At 65.3% G+C, this 18,051-nt stretch carries 16 protein-coding genes; 10 read left to right on the forward strand and 6 right to left on the reverse strand.

All coding sequences use genetic code 11. The features are described 5' to 3' along the window. The first annotated feature begins 24 nt into the window (after window positions 1-24). From dnaA to gyrB, 4 genes are all read left to right on the forward strand, one after another. Entirely contained in the window at window positions 25-1,503 is a 1,479-nt protein-coding gene (gene dnaA, locus HDIA_RS00005; protein ID WP_099559148.1) for a chromosomal replication initiator protein DnaA, read from the forward strand. 184 nt (window positions 1,504-1,687) lie between these two features. Continuing rightward, window positions 1,688-2,806 carry a DNA polymerase III subunit beta gene (gene dnaN, locus HDIA_RS00010; RefSeq protein WP_099553208.1) on the forward strand — a complete coding sequence of 373 codons (1,119 nt, stop codon included), beginning with the start codon at window positions 1,688-1,690 and terminating at the stop codon, window positions 2,804-2,806. A 38-nt stretch (window positions 2,807-2,844) separates the two neighbouring features. Then, window positions 2,845-4,017 carry a DNA replication/repair protein RecF gene (gene recF, locus HDIA_RS00015; RefSeq protein WP_099553211.1) on the forward strand — a complete coding sequence of 391 codons (1,173 nt, stop codon included), beginning with the start codon at window positions 2,845-2,847 and terminating at the stop codon, window positions 4,015-4,017. 442 nt (window positions 4,018-4,459) lie between these two features. Next, window positions 4,460-6,886, forward strand: coding sequence for a DNA topoisomerase (ATP-hydrolyzing) subunit B (gene gyrB / locus HDIA_RS00020; RefSeq protein ID WP_099553212.1), 2,427 nt, complete (start codon window positions 4,460-4,462; stop codon window positions 6,884-6,886). Between the two features lie 13 nt (window positions 6,887-6,899). Here the strand turns inward: gyrB and HDIA_RS00025 are convergent, their stop codons facing one another. Beyond that, window positions 6,900-7,394, reverse strand: a complete 495-nt coding sequence (locus tag HDIA_RS00025; protein WP_099553214.1) for an FxsA family protein — start codon at window positions 7,392-7,394, stop codon at window positions 6,900-6,902. A gap of 287 nt (window positions 7,395-7,681) precedes the next feature. On the opposite strand from HDIA_RS00025, the gene HDIA_RS00030 reads away from it, so the two are divergent. From HDIA_RS00030 to HDIA_RS00040, 3 genes are read left to right on the forward strand one after another with little or no spacing between them, the layout of a single operon-like run. Beyond that, window positions 7,682-8,374, forward strand: a complete 693-nt coding sequence (locus HDIA_RS00030; protein WP_245884077.1) for a Tim44/TimA family putative adaptor protein — start codon at window positions 7,682-7,684, stop codon at window positions 8,372-8,374. 25 nt (window positions 8,375-8,399) lie between these two features. After that, on the forward strand, window positions 8,400-9,530 hold the full coding sequence (mltA, locus tag HDIA_RS00035; RefSeq protein WP_099553218.1) for a murein transglycosylase A: 1,131 nt from the start codon (window positions 8,400-8,402) through the stop codon (window positions 9,528-9,530). Continuing rightward, window positions 9,520-10,131, forward strand: coding sequence for a Smr/MutS family protein (locus HDIA_RS00040; protein WP_245884080.1), 612 nt, complete (start codon window positions 9,520-9,522; stop codon window positions 10,129-10,131). The genes mltA and HDIA_RS00040 overlap by 11 nt, the downstream gene beginning before the upstream one ends. A 128-nt stretch (window positions 10,132-10,259) precedes the next feature. On the opposite strand, the gene HDIA_RS00045 is transcribed toward HDIA_RS00040, so the two are convergent. The 5 genes from HDIA_RS00045 to HDIA_RS25935 form a co-directional block, all read right to left on the reverse strand. Then, window positions 10,260-10,601, reverse strand: a complete 342-nt coding sequence (locus HDIA_RS00045; RefSeq protein WP_157775081.1) for a hypothetical protein — start codon at window positions 10,599-10,601, stop codon at window positions 10,260-10,262. A gap of 226 nt (window positions 10,602-10,827) precedes the next feature. After that, the gene (gene ggt, locus HDIA_RS00050) at window positions 10,828-12,414 is read right to left on the reverse strand and encodes a gamma-glutamyltransferase (RefSeq protein ID WP_099553224.1); all 1,587 of its coding nucleotides are present in this window, start codon (window positions 12,412-12,414) and stop codon (window positions 10,828-10,830) included. A 51-nt stretch (window positions 12,415-12,465) separates the two neighbouring features. After that, the gene (gene bglA / locus HDIA_RS00055) at window positions 12,466-14,142 is read right to left on the reverse strand and encodes a beta-galactosidase BglA (protein WP_099553226.1); all 1,677 of its coding nucleotides are present in this window, start codon (window positions 14,140-14,142) and stop codon (window positions 12,466-12,468) included. 363 nt (window positions 14,143-14,505) lie between these two features. Continuing rightward, window positions 14,506-14,646 carry a YjiS-like domain-containing protein gene (locus HDIA_RS00060; RefSeq protein WP_099553227.1) on the reverse strand — a complete coding sequence of 47 codons (141 nt, stop codon included), beginning with the start codon at window positions 14,644-14,646 and terminating at the stop codon, window positions 14,506-14,508. A 410-nt stretch (window positions 14,647-15,056) separates the two neighbouring features. Then, window positions 15,057-15,191 (reverse strand): hypothetical protein, encoded by a 135-nt coding sequence (locus tag HDIA_RS25935; RefSeq protein WP_281259978.1) that lies wholly within the window; start codon window positions 15,189-15,191, stop codon window positions 15,057-15,059. A gap of 222 nt (window positions 15,192-15,413) precedes the next feature. On the opposite strand from HDIA_RS25935, the gene HDIA_RS00065 reads away from it, so the two are divergent. From HDIA_RS00065 to HDIA_RS00075, 3 genes are all read left to right on the forward strand, one after another. After that, the gene (locus HDIA_RS00065; protein ID WP_099553229.1) at window positions 15,414-15,818 is read left to right on the forward strand and encodes a CidA/LrgA family protein; all 405 of its coding nucleotides are present in this window, start codon (window positions 15,414-15,416) and stop codon (window positions 15,816-15,818) included. Next, window positions 15,815-16,534, forward strand: coding sequence for an LrgB family protein (locus HDIA_RS00070; protein ID WP_099553231.1), 720 nt, complete (start codon window positions 15,815-15,817; stop codon window positions 16,532-16,534). The genes HDIA_RS00065 and HDIA_RS00070 overlap by 4 nt, the downstream gene beginning before the upstream one ends. Before the next feature lie 527 nt (window positions 16,535-17,061). Beyond that, entirely contained in the window at window positions 17,062-18,051 is a 990-nt protein-coding gene (locus HDIA_RS00075) for a TRAP transporter substrate-binding protein (RefSeq protein WP_245884326.1), read from the forward strand.

Genomic DNA, 18,051 nt, shown 5'->3' on the forward strand with positions numbered 1-18,051 from the left:
ATGGGCGAGCGGGAACTTCGATCGATGGAAGCTGCGGCAGGCAACAAGGCGAAAGACGCCTGGGCTTGCGTCAGGGCGAGGCTTCTGTCGGATCTCGGGGACGAAGTGTTTTCCTGCTGGTTTGCCGGCATGAAGCTGGAATCCATCGAAAACGGCATCGTGACCCATTCGGTGCCGAGCCGGTTCCTGAAGTCGTGGATCTCCACCTACTACCGCGACAAGCTCGCCGAACTCTGGAAGTCCGAGAGCGGACAGGTGCGCAAGATCGACGTGGTCGTCCGCACCCCGATCGTCGGCAAGGTCGACGTCGTCGCCCGGTCCGCAGCAAAGGATGCCGCAGCTCCCGAGAACGCCCGTCCCGTCATGGCCGCTCGTGACGTCGTTCAACCGATGCCCCGTCCTGCCGCGCCGCAGGCCGTCCAGCATTCCAGCGCCAGTGCGCAACTCGTCGAGGAGGCGGGCTCGCCCCTCGATCCGCGCTTCACGCTGGCAAGCTTCGTCGAGGGCGGTGCCAACAGCTTCGCCCTTGCCGCCGCCCGTCAGGTCGCGGCCGGCCCCGGCGCCACGGGCGTCAGCTTCAATCCGCTCTTCATTCATGCCTCGGTCGGCCTCGGCAAGACCCATCTCCTTCAGGCGGTCGCCAACGAGATCCGGGTCCAGCGTCCCGACGTGAAGGTGCTCTACCTCACCGCCGAGCAGTTCATGTATCGCTTCGTCCAGGCGCTGCAGTCGCAGTCGGCCATCGCCTTCAAGGACGCTCTGCGCGGCATCGACGTTCTCCTCATCGACGACGTCCAGTTCCTGCACGGCAAGCAGCTCCAGCAGGAGTTCTGCCATACGGTCAATTCGCTCATCGATGGTTCGCGTCAGGTGGTCGTTGCCGCCGACCGGCCGCCGATCGAGCTCGAAACGCTGGATGAACGCGTCCGTTCGCGGCTTGCCGGCGGCCTGCTGGTGGAAATCTCCGAACCGGATCAGGCCCTGCGCCGGGCGATCGTCGATCGCCGCATCGAGGTGGCGCGCCTGCAGCATCCCGATTTCACGGTGCCCGCGGAGGTCGTCGACTTCATCGTGCGCAACGTCACCACGTCCGGACGCGACCTTGAGGGCGCGGTCACCCGGCTCGTCGGTCACAACCAGCTCACGGGCGCTCCGATCTCGCTGGCGATGGCCGAGGCGACCCTGCGCGACCTCGTGCGCGCCACCGATACCCGCAAGGTGAAGATCGAGGACATCCAGCGCATCGTCTCCAAGCACTTCAATGTTTCCAAGCAGGATCTGCTGTCGAGCCGGCGCACCCGCTCCATCGTCTGGCCGCGCCAGATCGCGATGTATCTGGCCAAGTCCATGACGCCGCGCTCCCTGCCGGAAATCGGCCGCCGTTTCGGCGGACGCGATCACACGACGGTCCTCCATGCGGTGCGCAAGGTGGAGGACATCGTGCAGAACGACGACACCATCGCCCAGGAGATCGAGATCCTGCGCCGCATGCTGGAAAACTGAGCTTTTCCTGCGGTAGGACGATTGAAGGAGCTTTCCCGGGTGCGGGGAAGCTCCTTTTTGCGCAAAAAGGCGCCTGGGGAATGGCAAAATGGACCTTGAGATTAGCCCTTCCCTTGCAATTCTCGCCGGTGCAAGTTAAGCGCCCTTGTCACAAGACCAAGCCGAGCGGAACGGATAAGAAGCAATGCGTGTGACCCTGGAGCGGACCCATCTGTTGAAGTCGCTCAACCACGTTCACCGTGTCGTCGAACGGCGCAATACGATCCCGATCCTGTCGAACGTGCTGCTTCGCGCCGAGGGCGGCGATCTCCAGCTCGAGGCGACGGATCTGGACCTCGATGCGCTTGAGACGGTCCCGGCGATGGTCGAGACGCCCGGCGCGACGACGGTGCCGGCGCACATGTTCTACGACATCGTCCGCAAGCTCCCCGACGGCTCGCAGGTCAGCCTCGAGACCGCGCCCGACGGCGCCGCGATGACGATCCTTTCCGGCCGGTCGCGCTTCCAGCTCCAGATGCTGCCGGAGAGCGACTTTCCCGACATCACCGCCGGCGAGTTCACGCATCGCTTCACGCTGCCGTCGAAGGACCTGCGTAAGCTGATCGACCGCACCCAGTTCGCGATCTCCACCGAGGAAATCCGCTACTATCTGAACGGCATCTATTTCCACACCGTGGAAACGCCGGAGGGCATGAAGTTCCGCGCCGTCGCCACCGACGGCCACCGCCTCGCCCAGACCAACATTCCCGCGCCCGAGGGTGCGGCGGGCATGCCCGGCATCATCGTGCCGCGCAAGACCGTCGGCGAAATCCAGAAGCTCCTGGAGGAGCCGGAAGTCGAGGCGACGGTGGAGCTTTCGACCACCAAGATCCGTCTCACCGTCGGCAATGTCGTCCTCACCTCCAAGCTGATCGACGGCACCTTCCCGGACTATGGTCGCGTCATCCCGCAGGGCAACGACAAGGAACTGCGCGTCGAGAAGGCCGATTTCGCCGATGCGGTCGACCGCGTCTCGACGATTTCCTCCGAGCGCGGCCGGGCGGTGAAGCTGACGCTTTCCGAAGGCAAGATGGTGCTCACCGTCGTCAACCCGGATTCGGGCAGCGCGACGGAGGAAGTGCACGTCGAATATGACGCCGATCCGCTCGATATCGGCTTCAACGCACGCTATCTGCTGGACATCACCTCGCAGCTTTCCAGCGAGACGGCGGTCTTCAAGCTCGCCGATCCCGGTTCGCCGACGCTGATCCAGGAGTCCGATGATCCCGACACGCTCTATGTGCTGATGCCGATGCGGGTGTGACCGCTCTGAAGCAGCCCATGACGTCCCGGCGAACCTGAATGCCTGAGGACAATGCCTTTCCGGAACTGGCGGTGCCGGGCGGAATTTGCCCGGTCCGCCTGACCGCCCTCAAGGTGGCCGATTTCCGCAACTATGCGAGTGCGGCCATCGAGGTCGCCTCGAACGCGGTCGTGCTTGTGGGGCCCAACGGCGCCGGCAAGACCAACCTCCTGGAAGCGATTTCCTATCTCTCGCCCGGCCGAGGATTGCGCCGGGCGCGGCTCGGCGATGTCGCGCGCATCGGCGGGGCGGGCGGTTGGGCGGTCGCGACCGATGTCGAGGGCGCCGTCGGGCCTGCCCGCATCGGCACCGGTCTCGTCGCCGGCGAGGCGACAAGGCAGGTGCGGATCGACGGCACGCCGCAAAAGGGCACCGATATCCTCTCCGACCATCTGCGCGTGATGTGGCTGACGCCGGCGATGGACGGCCTCTTCACCGGACCGGCTTCCGACCGCCGGCGTTTCCTCGACCGGCTGGTTCTCTCCGTCGATCCGGCGCATGGACGCCGCGTCGCCGCCTTCGAGCAGGCGCTGACGGGCCGCAACCGGCTGCTGGAGGATCATCGCACCGATCCGGCCTGGCTCGACGCGACCGAGGCGCAGATCGCCGAACTCGGCGTCGCGGTGGCGGCGGCACGCGGCGAGACCGTCGCCTGTCTGGCGCGCCTTGCCGATGAGACGGGACCGGCGGGCGAGGCCTTCCCTCGTGCCGGCCTGACGCTGGAGGGCGATCTGGAAGCAGCCCTTGCCAAGGCAAGCGCCAGCGAGGTGGAGGACTGGTACCTGCGCGACCTTGCCGCCGCCCGCAGCCGCGATCGTGCGGCCGGCCGCACGCTTGTCGGGCCGCACCGGTCCGATCTCGCCGTCACCTATCTTGCCAAGGCCATGCCGGCCGCGCTCTCCTCCACGGGCGAGCAGAAGGCGCTCCTGATTGGCCTCGTCCTCGCTCATGCCCGGCTGGTGACGGAACTGGCCCGCATGACGCCTCTGCTTCTGCTCGACGAGATTACGGCGCATCTCGATCCCGGCCGCCGCGAAGCGCTGGCCGGTCTCATCGACGAGATCGGCACCCATGCCTTTCTGACCGGCACCGACCCGGTCATGTTCGAGGCCTTTTCCGGCCGCCAGGTGATTGAGGCGGTCGACGGGACATTGCGTTCGCTTGACGCCTGAGCCCATTTCTCGGCCGGCTGAGCCGTTTTCGGCGTCTTTTCTGTGGATGAGGCCGGATTTTCGGGGCGTGGGAGAGCGCGTTGCCCTCGCGGAAGGCGATTTTCATCGCCGCCGGCCGTTCTTCGGCTTCGGGACGGACGGTGCTCCGCTGCCGCGACCTCTGTAGGTATTGCCGTGCCGCGTGTCCGGCACCATATCTAGGATGCTGAAAAGCAACGGATTTTGGCAGGAAGTCGCCGCCTGTCGATCGGGCGGCTCGGCGCCATGGTCGCGTCTCTTCGCGAATCACGTGGCATTTGTGTCAAGCCGGCAAAAAACTGCATCGCGCTCGCGCCATAATCGTCTGCTATTTCAACTGTTTGGTGGCTCGGTTGCCGACGCCCTCCGGGCTCTCTATGACAGTGTTTGAACATGGCGTTCAAAATGACCCTCAAGGAATTTCATGTCTGAAGCTGTTGAAGCCGTCACGCCCGAATATGGCGCGGAGTCGATCAAGGTGCTCAAGGGGCTCGATGCCGTGCGCAAGCGGCCGGGCATGTATATCGGCGACACCGACGACGGATCCGGCCTGCACCACATGGTCTATGAGGTCGTGGACAACGCCATCGACGAGGCGCTGGCCGGCCACGCCACCGAAGTGCGCGTCACGCTGAACGCCGAGGGCTCCGTTACGGTGTCCGACAACGGACGTGGCATTCCGACCGACATTCACTCGGGCGAAGGCGTTTCGGCGGCCGAGGTCATCATGACCCAGCTCCACGCCGGCGGTAAGTTCGACCAGAATTCCTACAAGGTCTCCGGCGGTCTCCATGGCGTCGGCGTCTCGGTCGTGAATGCGCTGTCCACCTGGCTGGACCTGCGCATCTGGCGGGCCGGCAACGAGCATCGCATGCGCTTTCGCCATGGCGATCCGGAAGCGCCGCTGAAGATCGTCGGTCCGGCGGACGGGCGCAAGGGCACGGAAGTGACCTTCATGCCGAGCCCCGAGACCTTCACCATGATCGAGTTCGACTATGCGACGCTGGAGCGGCGCCTGCGCGAACTCGCCTTCCTGAATTCCGGCGTCAGGATCATCCTGTCCGATTTGCGCGGCGTCGAGCCGAGGGTGGATGAACTGCACTACGAGGGCGGTCTGGAAGCCTTCGTGCGCTATCTCGACCGCTCCAAGAAGCCGCTCATCGCCGCGCCGATCACCACCTCCACCGAGCGCGACGGCGTGACGGTCGAGGCGGCGCTGTGGTGGAACGACAGCTACCACGAGCATGTGCTCTGCTTCACCAACAACATTCCCCAGCGCGACGGCGGCACCCATCTGGCCGGCTTTCGCGGGGCGCTGACCCGGCAGGTGACGTCCTATGCGGAATCGAGCGGCATCGCCAAGCGCGAGAAGGTCTCGCTCACCGGCGACGACTGCCGCGAGGGGCTGACCTGCGTCCTCTCCGTGAAGGTGCCGGACCCGAAATTCTCGTCCCAGACCAAGGACAAGCTCGTCTCCTCCGAGGTGCGGCCTGTGGTCGAGGGCGCCCTCAACGAAGCTTTCGCCACCTGGTTCGAGGAGCATCCCGCCGAGGCCAAGGTCATCGTCTCCAAGGTCTGCGAGGCGGCCGCAGCCCGCGAGGCGGCGCGCAAGGCCCGCGAACTGACCCGGCGCAAGGGCGCGCTCGACGTCGCCTCCCTGCCGGGCAAGCTCGCCGACTGTCAGGAGCGTGACCCGTCAAAGTCCGAAATCTTCATCGTCGAGGGTGACTCGGCCGGCGGATCGGCCAAGAGCGGGCGCAACCGCGCCAACCAGGCGATCCTGCCGTTGCGCGGCAAGATCCTGAATGTCGAGCGTGCGCGCTTCGACAAGATGCTCTCCTCCGACATGATCGGCACGCTGATCACGGCGCTTGGCACCTCCATCGGCCCGGACGAGTTCAACGCCGACAAGCTGCGCTACCACAAGATCATCATCATGACGGACGCCGACGTCGACGGCGCCCACATCCGCACCCTGCTGCTCACCTTCTTCTTCCGCCAGATGCCGGAACTGATCGAGCGCGGCCACATCTACATTGCCCAGCCGCCGCTCTACAAGGTCACCCGGGGCAAGTCGGAGACCTATCTGAAGGACGAGCGTGCCTTCGAGGACTTCCTGATCGATCAGGGCCTTGAGGATGCCAGCCTGACGCTCGCCAGCGGCGAGGTCCGTGCCGGCGAGGACCTGCGCGCCATCATCAATCGGGCGCGGCAGATTCGTGCGATCCTGGAAGGGCTTCACACGCGCTACGATCGCGGTGTCGTCGAGCAGGCCGCAATCGCCGGGGCGCTCAACGCCGAAATTCTCTCCGATCACGAAAAGGCGCTCGTCGCGGCGGCCTATGTCGCCCGCCGGCTGGATATCCTGGCCGAGGAATACGAGCGTGGCTGGACCGGCGAGGCGCGCGAGGACGGTTCGCTGCTGTTCGAGCGCACCGTCCGCGGCGTGAGGGAGGCGACCGGCGTCGACCACGCGCTGCTTTCGTCGGCCGATGCCCGCAAGCTCGACGGTCATTCCCAGCATCTGCAGGAGATTTACGGCAAGGCGGCGATGCTGCGCCGGCGCGAGCAGGAAATGCCGGTGCGCGGCCCCAGCGCGCTGCTGGATGCGATCTTCGCCCTTGGCCGCAAGGGCATTACCATGCAGCGCTACAAGGGCCTTGGCGAGATGAACGCCGAGCAGCTCTGGGAAACGACGCTCGATCCCTCCATCCGCTCGCTGCTGCAGGTGAAGGTCTCCGAGGCGATGGAGGCCGACGACATCTTCATGCGCCTGATGGGCGACGAGGTGGAACCGCGCCGCGAGTTCATCCAGACCAACGCGCTCTCGGTGGCGAACCTCGACGTTTGAGGATGCAGGCCGCTCAGTCTCCCGGGCGCGGTAAGGTGCCCGGACGGGGGGGATGGCCTTCGTGGCTGGAATAGTCTTCCGGATCGAGGTCGACCACACCGTCGCGGCGCCGGAAGCCGCCGCCCGTCGTGCCGCGCGTTGCAACGGTCACGGTCATCCGGCTCTGGATGGTCGAGGCGATGGCGTGGCGGATCGGCGGCACGAGAAGCAGGAAGCCGAGGCCCGAGGTCACAAAGCCGGGCGTCAGCACCATCAGCGCCGCGACGGCGAGCAGGGCGCCCTCCACGAGTTCGGTGCCCGGAATGCGTCCGGCATCCATTTCCGAGCGCAAACGCGTGAGGACCCGGATCCCCTGCGAGCGCAGCAGCGCACCGCCGATGAGGATGCCGGCCGCCACCAGCCCCAGCGTTGCCAGGACGCCGATCTTCGCGCCGACGATGATGAAGACCGCGATCTCGATTGCCGGCAGCAGCAGAACGAAAACGGGCAAAAGAAACAAAAGTGGCATGCCGTGGCCTTTTTCCTTGGAACGCTTTCCTGGACGCTGGTCTTCCTGCTCTCTTGGTTAAGAGGCGGTGAACGGGGCCTGAAGCCTTCAACACGTTCTTCCCGAACGTGTTACGATACCGCTGCAATCGCCGGAAACCTCGCCGGCAGCTCGTTCCTCCGGCGCTGCGTCAACGAATTTCGTGACGGGCGATTGGATCGCGGGTAGACCTTTCTTACATAGGAGGGTATCGGCATGATCCCAATGCCCTCAACGAAATTAGACATGCGCGCTCGATGAACGGATTTATGGACCTGACCAGCCTCATCTTCCTGGTAATCGCCGTTGCGGTTTTCTGGCGTCTGCGTTCAGTGCTGGGCAGCCGCACCGGCAACGAGCGTCCGCCGGTGGACCCCTATTCCAAACGCGACGAGCAGGTGGCCAGCAACAACGACAATGTCGTGACGCTGCCGAGTGCGCGTCGCCGCGAGGGCGATGTGCCCGCCGAGGCGAACCAGCATATCGATGCGGTCGCGCCCGAGGGCACGGCGCTCAACGACGCGCTCAAGACCATCCTCTCCGCCGACAGCAGCTTCGATCCGGACTATTTCCTCGAAGGTGCGAAGGCGGCCTACGAGATGATCGTGACGGCCTATGCCAAGGGCGACCGCGGCGAACTGAAGTCGCTGCTGTCCACCGAGGTCTTCACGAGTTTTGCAAGCGCCATCGGCGAGCGCGAGAAGCAGGGCCAGAAGATGGACTTCACCTTCGTCGGCGTCGACAAGGCGGAAATCATCGAGGCGATGCTGAAGGACGGCGACGCCCAGGTGACCGTGCGCTTCGTCAGCCAGCTCATCTCCGCCACCTATGACGCCAACGGAACGCTGATCGACGGCGAGCCCACCAAGGTGGCCGAAGTCACCGACATCTGGACCTTTGCCCGCCCGGTCCGCGCGCGCGACCCGAACTGGAAGCTGGTTGCCACGGAAGCCGACGGCTGACGCCGCCTGACGGAGGCAACAGCCGATGACCTCGTCCCACCCGTCCGCCCGTCTGAAGCCGATCGGCTTTTCGGACCTTGAAGGCTGGGCGGGCGACGATCACGGCGCGGCCTTTTCGGCTTTCCGCCTGAGCGCGGAAAAAATCCTCGCCTCTCCTCCTTCGACTAAGGGGCTCGGCCTCTCCGGCGATGCGCTGGTCGGCCCCGCCGAAGCCGCCCTGCGCCAGGGCAGTGGAACCGACGCCGATACGGCGCGGCGCTTCTTCGAGCACTGGTTCGTGCCGCATCGCATCCGGCCGGCCGAGGGCGGCGGCTTCGTCACCGGTTATTTCGAGCCGGAGGTGGAAGGCTCGCGCCATCGCTCGGAGCGATTTCCAACGCCGCTCTACGCCAGGCCGATAGGCCTTGCCGAAATTCCCTCAGGCGCCGATCGCGGTTCTGTCCCGAAGGACGTCACCTGGGCGCTGGCAACGCCGGACGGCCTTGCCGAGATGCCCGATCGCGGCGCCATTCAGGCCGGCGCGCTCGATGGCAGGGGGCTGGAACTCGTCTATGTGAAAAGCCTCGTCGAGGCCTTCTTCATCCATGTGCAGGGCTCCGCCCGCATCAGGCTTGCCGAAGGCGGCTCGATGCGCGTCGGCTTTGCCGGCAAGACCGGCCATCCCTATTTTCCCGTCGGCAAGGTGCTGATCGAGCGCGGGTTGTTCCAGCCGCACGAGGTCACCGCCGATGTCCTGCGGCACTGGCTCGACACGCATCCGGAAGACGTGCCCGAGGTTCTGGCCCGCAATCGGTCCTTCATCTTCTTTGCCGAGATCGCAACGACCGATCCGGACCTCGGACCCGTTGCCGCCGCCGGCGTCCAGCTGACGCCCGGCCGGTCGCTGGCGGTCGACCGCAACCTGATGACCTTCCACATGCCGATCTGGCTGTCGCTGGATATTCCCCTCGACGGGATTTCGCGGGGAACGGCGGTCGAGCGTCTCATGATCGCCCAGGACACCGGCTCGGCCATCGTTGGCCCGGCGCGCGGCGATATCTTCTTCGGAACCGGCGAGGCCGCCTGGCGGCAGGCGGCGCCGGTGCGCCATGCGGCCGATTTCACGGTGCTCGTCCCGCGGGATGCAGTCGAGGGGGCTGGCCGCCGTGGCACGTGACAGGCGGCGTCGCGGCCTTTCGGAGGAGGAGCAGCGGCTCTGGACGGCTGTCAAGCAGACCGTCAAGCCGATGCATCCCGAGGCCCGCCAGCCGGAACCGCCGCCGGTGCCCGTCGAGGATGCGCCGGAATCGGCTGCCGCAGGCCGGGACAGGCTCAAGAGTTCGACCGCCGGCTCAAGCCCGAAGCCGCCAACGCCGCAAAAACCCGCCGTCAAACCGGCCCTGCCGCCGCTGCAGCCGGTGGCCCGCAAGACCCGCCAGAAGCTTGTCCGTGATCCGCAGCTGATCGAGGCTCGCATCGATCTTCACGGGCTCACCCAGGCCGACGCGCATCATCGCCTCGTCGGCTTCCTGCACACGGCGCAGGCGAGGGGCCTCAAGGTCGTGCTGGTGATCACTGGCAAGGGCGGAACGCCGTATCACGGCTTCACGGGCCTGCATCTGCCGGAACGCGGCGTTCTGCGCCGCGTGGTGCCGCAATGGCTGGCCCTGCCGGATCTGCGCCGCATCGTGCACGGCTACGAGGAAGCGCATGTCAGCCACGGTGGCGCGGGCGCCCTCTATGTCTTCCTGCGACGGGCAAAGCCTGGAAGACCGTAACGGGCGGCCGATGACGGCCACCCTGCCTTTCAAACCATTCCACAGTGCTGAAACCGGGCGATCATGCGTTCATGCGCCTTTGCGAGACCGCATGATACTCCAAATGAGTAGCCGGCTAACTGTCGGCTTTACCGGCCGACGTCGCGGGCGTAGTCGCGCTTCACGCGCCGGAAATACTCGTTCGGCGTGATGAGATGCGCGTCGACCAGCTTGGCGTTCTTGATCGCTTCATTCCAGAAGTGCACCTCGCTGTCGCGCAGGGCATAGCTCGACCGCTCGATCGCATACTGGCGGCGTGCGGCCTCCTCATAGGAAATCAGCCCCTTGTTGCGCCAGATGCCGATGTCCTTCTTCTGGTTCTCCACGGCCGGAAGGCGCGAGGAGGACGGCGGCAACTGCGGCGGAACGCCGACGCAGGCAGCAAGAAGGAGGGGAAAGCTGAGCGCACACAACAGCAGTTTTTTCTTCATGGGGCAGGCCTGTTTTGGACTGGGTTGGGCAAAGCGGCGCAATTGTGCCGTGAAGAGCCTAAGGATTTGTGACCCTGAAGAACGGCTTGCCTGCCGGGCACGCCATGACGCACGCCACGGCCGTCAAGGCGGTCCGCACGAAGTCAGAACGGTCAGGGGCGGGGTTGGTTCCCGCCCAGGTCAATGGGCCAGGGCAATGGGAAAGCGGCGAGGGCTCGCGCAGCGCCTAAAAGCCGAGCGCCGATCCGTCCTTGCGCTGATCGGAGCCGCCGCGAAGCAGGCCCTTCTCCCGGTCGATCCAGATCGCCTGCGCCCCGCCGATCGGGTCTTCGGCGGCAACCACGGTATGGCCGAGGGCGATCAGCGCCTTGCGCGTATCCAGATCGATCGTCGGCTCGACCTTGAGGGTCCCATCGAAGGCGAAGCTGCGCGGCGCATCGATCGCCGCCTGAATGTCGAGGCCCCGGTCGAGGACGCCGGACAGGAAGGCCGCATGGCCCGCCGCCTGATAGTGCCCGCCCATGACGCCGAAGGGCATCACCGCCGCGCCGTCCTTGCACAGCATGCCGGGAATGATCGTGTGCATCGGCCGCTTGCGCGGACCGATGGCGTTGGGGTGACCGTCGATGAGGCGGAAGGACGAGCCGCGATTGTGGAAGAGAACGCCGGTTTTCGGATCGAGCCGGCCCGATCCGAAACTGTGGAAGATGGAGTTGATCAGCGAGATGGCGTTGCCGTCCCGGTCGACGACCGACAAATAGACCGTGTCGCGGTGCTCGGCGCCGCTCCAGAGCTTCGGCGCCATCGCCTTGTCGAGGCTGATGCTCTCGCGAAGCTCGCGGGCGATGTCGCCGCCGAGCAGCAGCGCCGGATCGACCGACAGATGCTCCGGGTCGCCGAGCAGGGCGTCGCGGTGGTGATAGGCAATCTTGGCCGCTTCCGCGTGGAGGTGGATGCGCGCCGCCGGCGACAGGTCCTCGCCGAGATCGAAGCCCGACAGCATGTTCAGCATCATCAGCGCGACGACGCCCTGTCCGTTCGGCGGGCATTCGAAGACATCGTAGCCGCGATAGGACGTGGAGATCGGGTTCACCCAGTCGGCGCCGTCGACCGCGCTCTCGAAATCCTCCATCTCGTGCAGACCGCCGAGGCCCTTGAGGCAGGCGACCATGGACGCGGCGATGGGGCCTTCATAAAAGGCCTTGGAGCCACCCGCCGCGATGGCGCGCAGGGTCGCGCCAAGCGCCGGCTGCGCGTGGCGGTCACCGGCCTGCGGGGGCTTGCCTGCGGGCAGGAAGAGCGCGGAGGCGTGCTCGTCCCCCGCGGCGACGGCCTGATCGTCGGCCCAGTCGAAGGCAACGCGGGGTGTGACCGGGTAGCCGTCTTCCGCGTAGGCGATGGCGCGGGCGAACAGGCGGTCCAGCGGCAGGGACCCGTGTTCGTCGTGCAGCTTGCACCAGGCGGCGATCGCGCCGGGCACCGTCACGGCATGGGCGCTCGTCTCGCCGATCTCGGAAAGGCCGAGAGAGCGAAGCTTTTCGACACTTGCAGCGGCGGGTGCGCGTCCCGAGCCGTTGAGGGCCTTCACCGGACCGTTCGCCGCCTTGTAGAGCAGAAAGCAGTCGCCGCCGATGCCCGTCATCAGCGGGTCGACGACGCATTGCACGGCGACGGCGGCGATGGCGGCGTCGACCGCATTGCCGCCGAGCGCGAGAATTTCCAGTCCGGCGGAGGTCGAAAGCGGATGCGAGGTCGCGATCATCGCCTCGGTTGCCAGCGTCGTGTCGCGGCCGGGCCGGAAAAAGTCTCTCATCTCAATCGCCTGTCTATGATGAACGGAAGGGGCTGCATCGATCGCCGGCGGTCATGCCGCTGGCGGCTCAATCCATGCCAGAAAGGCATCGATCCGTTCAAGCGCAACCTCGTCGCCCACTTGCCTGCCGTCGAAACCGAGGTCGCCGATCGGTGACACCTTCATGCCCTTCGGCAGGACGAAGGTCACGGGCACGTCCGCAAGATTGAACAGGCAGAGCATTTCCTTGCCCTCGTGCCGGCGGACGAAGGCGACGGTCTCGTGTTCGGCCTCGATGAATTCGACGTCGCCCTTCACCAGCACCGGCGTCTGGCGGCGGAAGGCAAGGAAGGAGCGGAAGTGCTCCAGGATCGAGCCGGGCTGCCCCGTCTGCCGGTCGACGGCGAGCGGCAGGTGCTCCGCCGGAACGGGCAACCAGGGCCTTGCGCCTGAAAACCCACCGTTGACGGCCCCTTCGGTCCAGACCATCGGTGTGCGACAGCCGTCGCGGCCCTTGAACTCCGGCCAGAAGCGGATGCCGTAGGGATCGACCAGATCCTCGAAGGCGAGTTCTGCTTCCGTGAGTCCGAGTTCCTCGCCTTGATAGAGGCAGACCGAGCCGCGAAGGGAAAGGAGCAACGCGCAGAGCACCTTGGCGAGCCGCTTCGGGTCGGCGCTGCGCGAGGCAAAGCGCGAGATCGCACGCGGAACGTCGTGGTTGGAAAAGGCCCAGCAGGGCCAGCTGCCCTTCGAGCCGGCCTCGAAGCGACCGATGGTGGAGGTCAGGAACTCCCGCCCGTAGCCGTCGCCGAGAAGATCGAAGGTGTAGCACATGTGGAGCTTGTCGCCGCCGGACGTATAGGCGGCCATCAGCTCGATGGACCGCTTGCCGTCACCGACCTCGCCGACGGCCGCGGCCCCGGGATACTCATTGAGAAGCGAGCGAAAACGCTTCAGGAATTTCAGGTTTTCCGGCTGGTTCTTGTCGTGGATGTGGTCCTGATGGCCGTAGGGATTGACCTCGGGCGCATCGGCACCGAAGCCGCCGGTGGTGTTCGGCGGATTGTCGCGCAGTCGCTGGTCGTGGAAATAGTAGTTGACGGTGTCCATGCGGAAGCCGTCGACGCCGCGCTCGAGCCAGAAGCGCACCGTGTCGAGGATCGCGGCCTGCACCTCGCTGCTGTGATAGTTGAGGTCCGGCTGCGAGGTCAGGAAGTTGTGCAGGTAATACTGGCAGCGCCGCGTATCCCATTCCCAGGCCGAGCCGCCGAAGACCGAAAGCCAGTTGTTGGGCGGCGTGCCGTCCGGATTGGCGTCGGCCCAGACGTACCAGTCCGCCTTGTCGTTGTCGCGCGAGGCGCGGCTTTCGGCAAACCACGGATGGACGTCGGCGGTGTGCGAGATCACCTGGTCGATCATCACCTTGAGGCCGAGCCGGTGCGCCTCGGCGACGAGATCGTCGAAGTCGGCGATCGTGCCGAAGATCGGGTCGACGTCGCAATAATCGGAGATGTCGTAGCCGAAGTCCTTCATTGGCGAGGTGAAGATCGGCGACAGCCAGACCGCGTCGACGCCAAGGTCGGCGAGATAGGCAAGCCGGGACGTGATGCCCTTGAGGTCGCCGATGCCGTCGTCGTTGGAATCCTGGAAGCTGCGCGGATAGACCTGATAGATGACCGCGCCCCGCCACCAGTCCGGGTCCTGCGCCGCAATCTGGGTTGGCTTCGGCGACAGGCGCTTGGACGTCATGGGCAGCGGCTCCGGGAAGGAAGACCCTCGCGGGATGCGGGGGGCGTCAGACAAACGCCGCTGAAGTCGTCAAGTTGCATCGCTCCAGCGTCGTTGGCATTAGCCTACTGGGAATTCTTGCAAACTCGCAATCCTGTTCGCTCGTCATATGGCCAATCTCCGGCGGTGGCTCCGGTCGGCACGCAGCCTGCCGGCATTCGGCGCGCCCGGTCGGGGCACTGGCGAAGAAGGGTTCCGGGCCGTCGCGTCCGTTGTCCGGTTGGCCGCGAAACAAAAAAAAGTCCGCCGAACAGTCGGCGGACTTTTTTTGCGTGCCGGAAGTCTTCCCGGCTCCGCGCTGGCGATCCTGCAGGTTTCTGCGGCTCAGGCGCCGTAGATGGCCGAGCGGATCTGGGCGCGGGATTCGATGCCGATATCGCGCAGGGAACGATCGTCGAGGGCCTCGAGCTGGCGGACGGCGCGGCGCATGGCGGTGTAGCGGGCAAACTTTTCACGAATGGTCATGGTCTCAACTCCAATTCTTGTGCTCTTGAATTAGGCATTCCGCCTAAAAAATAGAACTCGGAAGATTGCAGTTGAGGCATGCGTCCGGCGCGGGGCATTGCCACTTGACGCGCCGGAATCGGCCACAGTCGTTAAGATTTGCCGGCTCTCCGTTAACTGTCTGGTTTAAGGGCGAAATTGGCGCACCAAAACGCGTCGCGACGTTGCCCCGAAAAGGCGCGGTGGACGACGCATCGGTGGTCGCGAAGGGCAGGGAGATTGCGCGCTGGAGCCGGGCCGGCTGATGATTCCGGCGGAGCGAAAAGACATAGGGGCCGCAAAAAGCAGAAAGCCCGCTGGCAAGCCAGCGGGCTTTCTTGCACTGCCTTCCATCGCCCTTGGGGCGGTCTGGACCGGCTCGTTCCGGACGGTCAAAGACCGATGTAAACGGCGTTGCGGGCTTCTTCGCGTGCCCGGGTCTCCCGGTTGCGCATATTGGAAGCGGAGCGCTGGCTGGCAGGCTTTTGTCCGGCGACATAGCGGACGATTGTTTTGGCGAAGGACATGATTGGTACCTCCTTGTTTGACAAGAGACAATTTACTGGCATGCCAGCAAATGAGAAGTCGAAAGTCGGCAGTGTAGCTATGCAAAAATCGCGATACGCAAATCGCCGGATATGACGTTCATGCGCGTCTTGTGGCCGTTGCGGGTCATGCTACCTTGACGATGGCGGCGGGGGCTTCAGGCTGGCTGCCGCATCTCCCGATCGCCAACCGACGAGGGCCCCGTGATCATCGGTCTTTGCGCCATCCTCCTCTGCCAGCTTTGCGGCGAGGCCATTTCCTACGAAACGGGCATTCCCGTTCCGGGCCCGGTCATCGGCATGCTTCTCATGCTCGTCCTGCTGGCTGTCGCGGACCGCCTGCCTGAGGCGCGGCGGGAGGCGGTCACCGGCAGCATCAACGGTGTCAGCGGCGGCATTCTCGCCAATCTTTCGCTGCTCTTCATCCCGGCCGGCGTCGGCGTCATCCAGAATATCGGGCTGCTGACCGGTCACGGCCTCGGGTTGTTGATCGCCGTCGCGGGCTCGACCGTGGCGACGCTGACGGTCACGGTCCTCGTCTTCGGCTTCGTGGCGCGTCTGACGGGACAGAAGGCCAACACCGCGACGGAGGGGGAGGACGCGCCGTGACGACCTCGGACTTTTCGCTCTGGGCCTATCTGTCGGGGACGCCGCTGCTGTGGCTCACGCTGACGCTCGTGGCCTATGCGCTTGCCGATGCCTTTTCGAAGCGGACCCGCCGCCATCCACTCGCCAACCCGGTGCTTCATTCCGTCTGGGTGATCGGCCTCGTCCTGGTCGTCTCGAAAACACCCTATCGGGACTATTTCGACGGTGCCCAGTTCATTCACTTTCTTCTCGGCCCGGCGACCGTTGCCCTCGCGGTGCCGCTCTACCGCAACCGGCAGATCGTGGTTCGCTCGCTCGTGCCGATGGTCGCTGCCCTTGTTGCGGGATCGGCCGCTGCGATCGTCTCCGTCGTCTGGCTCGGGGAACTCGCGAGCCTGCCGCGGCTGGTGCTGCTCTCGATCGCGCCGAAGTCCGTCACCGCCGGTGTCTCGATGGGCATCTCCCAGTCGCTTGGCGGCGACGTTTCGCTGACCGCAGTGACGACGATCGCGACCGGTGTCATCGGCGCCATTGTCGTCACGCCGCTGATGAATGCGCTCGGCATGAAGGATTGGCGCGCAAGAGGCTTTGCCGCCGGCCTTGCCGCTCATGGCATCGGCACGGCAAGAGCGCTGCAGGTTCATCCCCTCGCAGGCACCTTCTCCGGCATTGCCATGGGCCTCAATGCGGCCGTCACGGCCTTTCTTGTGCCGCTGCTGGTGCAGTATCTTCTGTGATGGCCGGCAGGGGTGCTGGTTCCGTGCGTCCAGATCCTGGCGGGAACCCGGAAGGGTGCAGACTATAACTCCAGGGTTATGTAAAATTCGCCAAATGTCATTTTACGCGGCGCCATGCGGCCAGTATTCGACTCTGACGGGGAAGTGTGCCCGGCGTCATCCATGTCTCGTGAATCACGCCGGAGGATGCAGGCCGCCGGACCGCTTGGGAGACAGGCGGACGGGATGGCCGGACGATGGGGGATCGCAAGAAGCAGTGGCCGCGCCCGCCGTTTATCGCTTTGATGAGTTTCTGTTGTCCCGGTCGATAAAGCGTGCTTCTTGAGGATGTTGCGGCGATCTTGAGGCCCACTGTGCGGGACGGTCGGTCACGGACCGGAACCGTCCCTCGGCAGGCGGGCTCTTCGGCGGGGTTGGCGGAACCCGCGCCGATCGGGCGAAAACACAAAAAATGACCTAGGGAGAGAAACGTCATGCACCGCAGAGATTTCATCAGGACCGCGAGTATCGGCGCGGCGACGCTCGCCATGCCGTCCATCGTCCGCGCGGCGGGCGTCGAGACCTTCAAGCTTCATCATTTCCTCGGCGCCAAAGCTCCGGCACAGACGAAGATGCTGGAGCCCTGGGCGAAGGCTGTCGAAGCCAACGCCGGCGGCGCCGTGAAGATCGAGCTCTATCCCGCGATGACCCTTGGCGGCCGCCCGCCGGAACTGATCCAGCAGGCCCGGGACGGCATCGTCGACATCATCTGGACGGTCAACGGTTATACGCCCGGTCTCTTTCCGCGCACCGAGGCCTTCGAACTGCCCTTCGTCTTCGTCAACGATCCGAAGGCGGCGAACCTTGCCATGGGCGAGATTTTCCAGAGCGACCTTGCCGGTGACTATGCCGGCGTCGAGGTCATGTTCCTCCATGTCCACGCCGGCCAGGCGATCCAGATGGGGACCAAGCTGGTGCGCAAGCCTGCGGACATGGCCGGCCTCAAGATGCGCATCCCGACGCGCACCGGCGCCTGGGTGATCGAGGCGCTCGGCGCCACCCCGATCGCCATGCCGGTGCCGGATCTGCCGCAGGCGCTGCAGAAGGGCGTCGTCGACGGCGCCTTCATTCCCTGGGAAATCATTCCCGCACTCAAGATCCAGGACCAGACCAAGTACCAGATCGAGGGCCATGACCGGGCCCGCTTCGGCACGACGACCTTCCAGGTCTCGATGAACAAGGGACGGTGGGACTCGCTGTCGCCCGAGATCCAGAAGGCGTTCCGCGACGCCTCCGGCCCCGACTGGCTGGCCGAGGTCGGCGACATCTGGCGCGCCTCCGACGATTTCGGCATCAAGGTCGCCACCGATGCCGGCAACGAGCACGTCACGTTGACCGAGGAGGAGACGGCGGCCTTCAAGGACGCGCTGGAACCGGTCGTCAACAAGTGGATCGACGAAGTGTCCGCCCAAGGCATCGACGGCAAGGGCCTTGTCGAAAAGGCGCGGGCCGGGATTGCCGCGCATCGTGGCAACTGA

The sequence above is a fragment of the Hartmannibacter diazotrophicus genome (genome assembly GCF_900231165.1).
Taxonomy (GTDB): Bacteria; Pseudomonadota; Alphaproteobacteria; order Rhizobiales; family Pleomorphomonadaceae; genus Hartmannibacter; species Hartmannibacter diazotrophicus.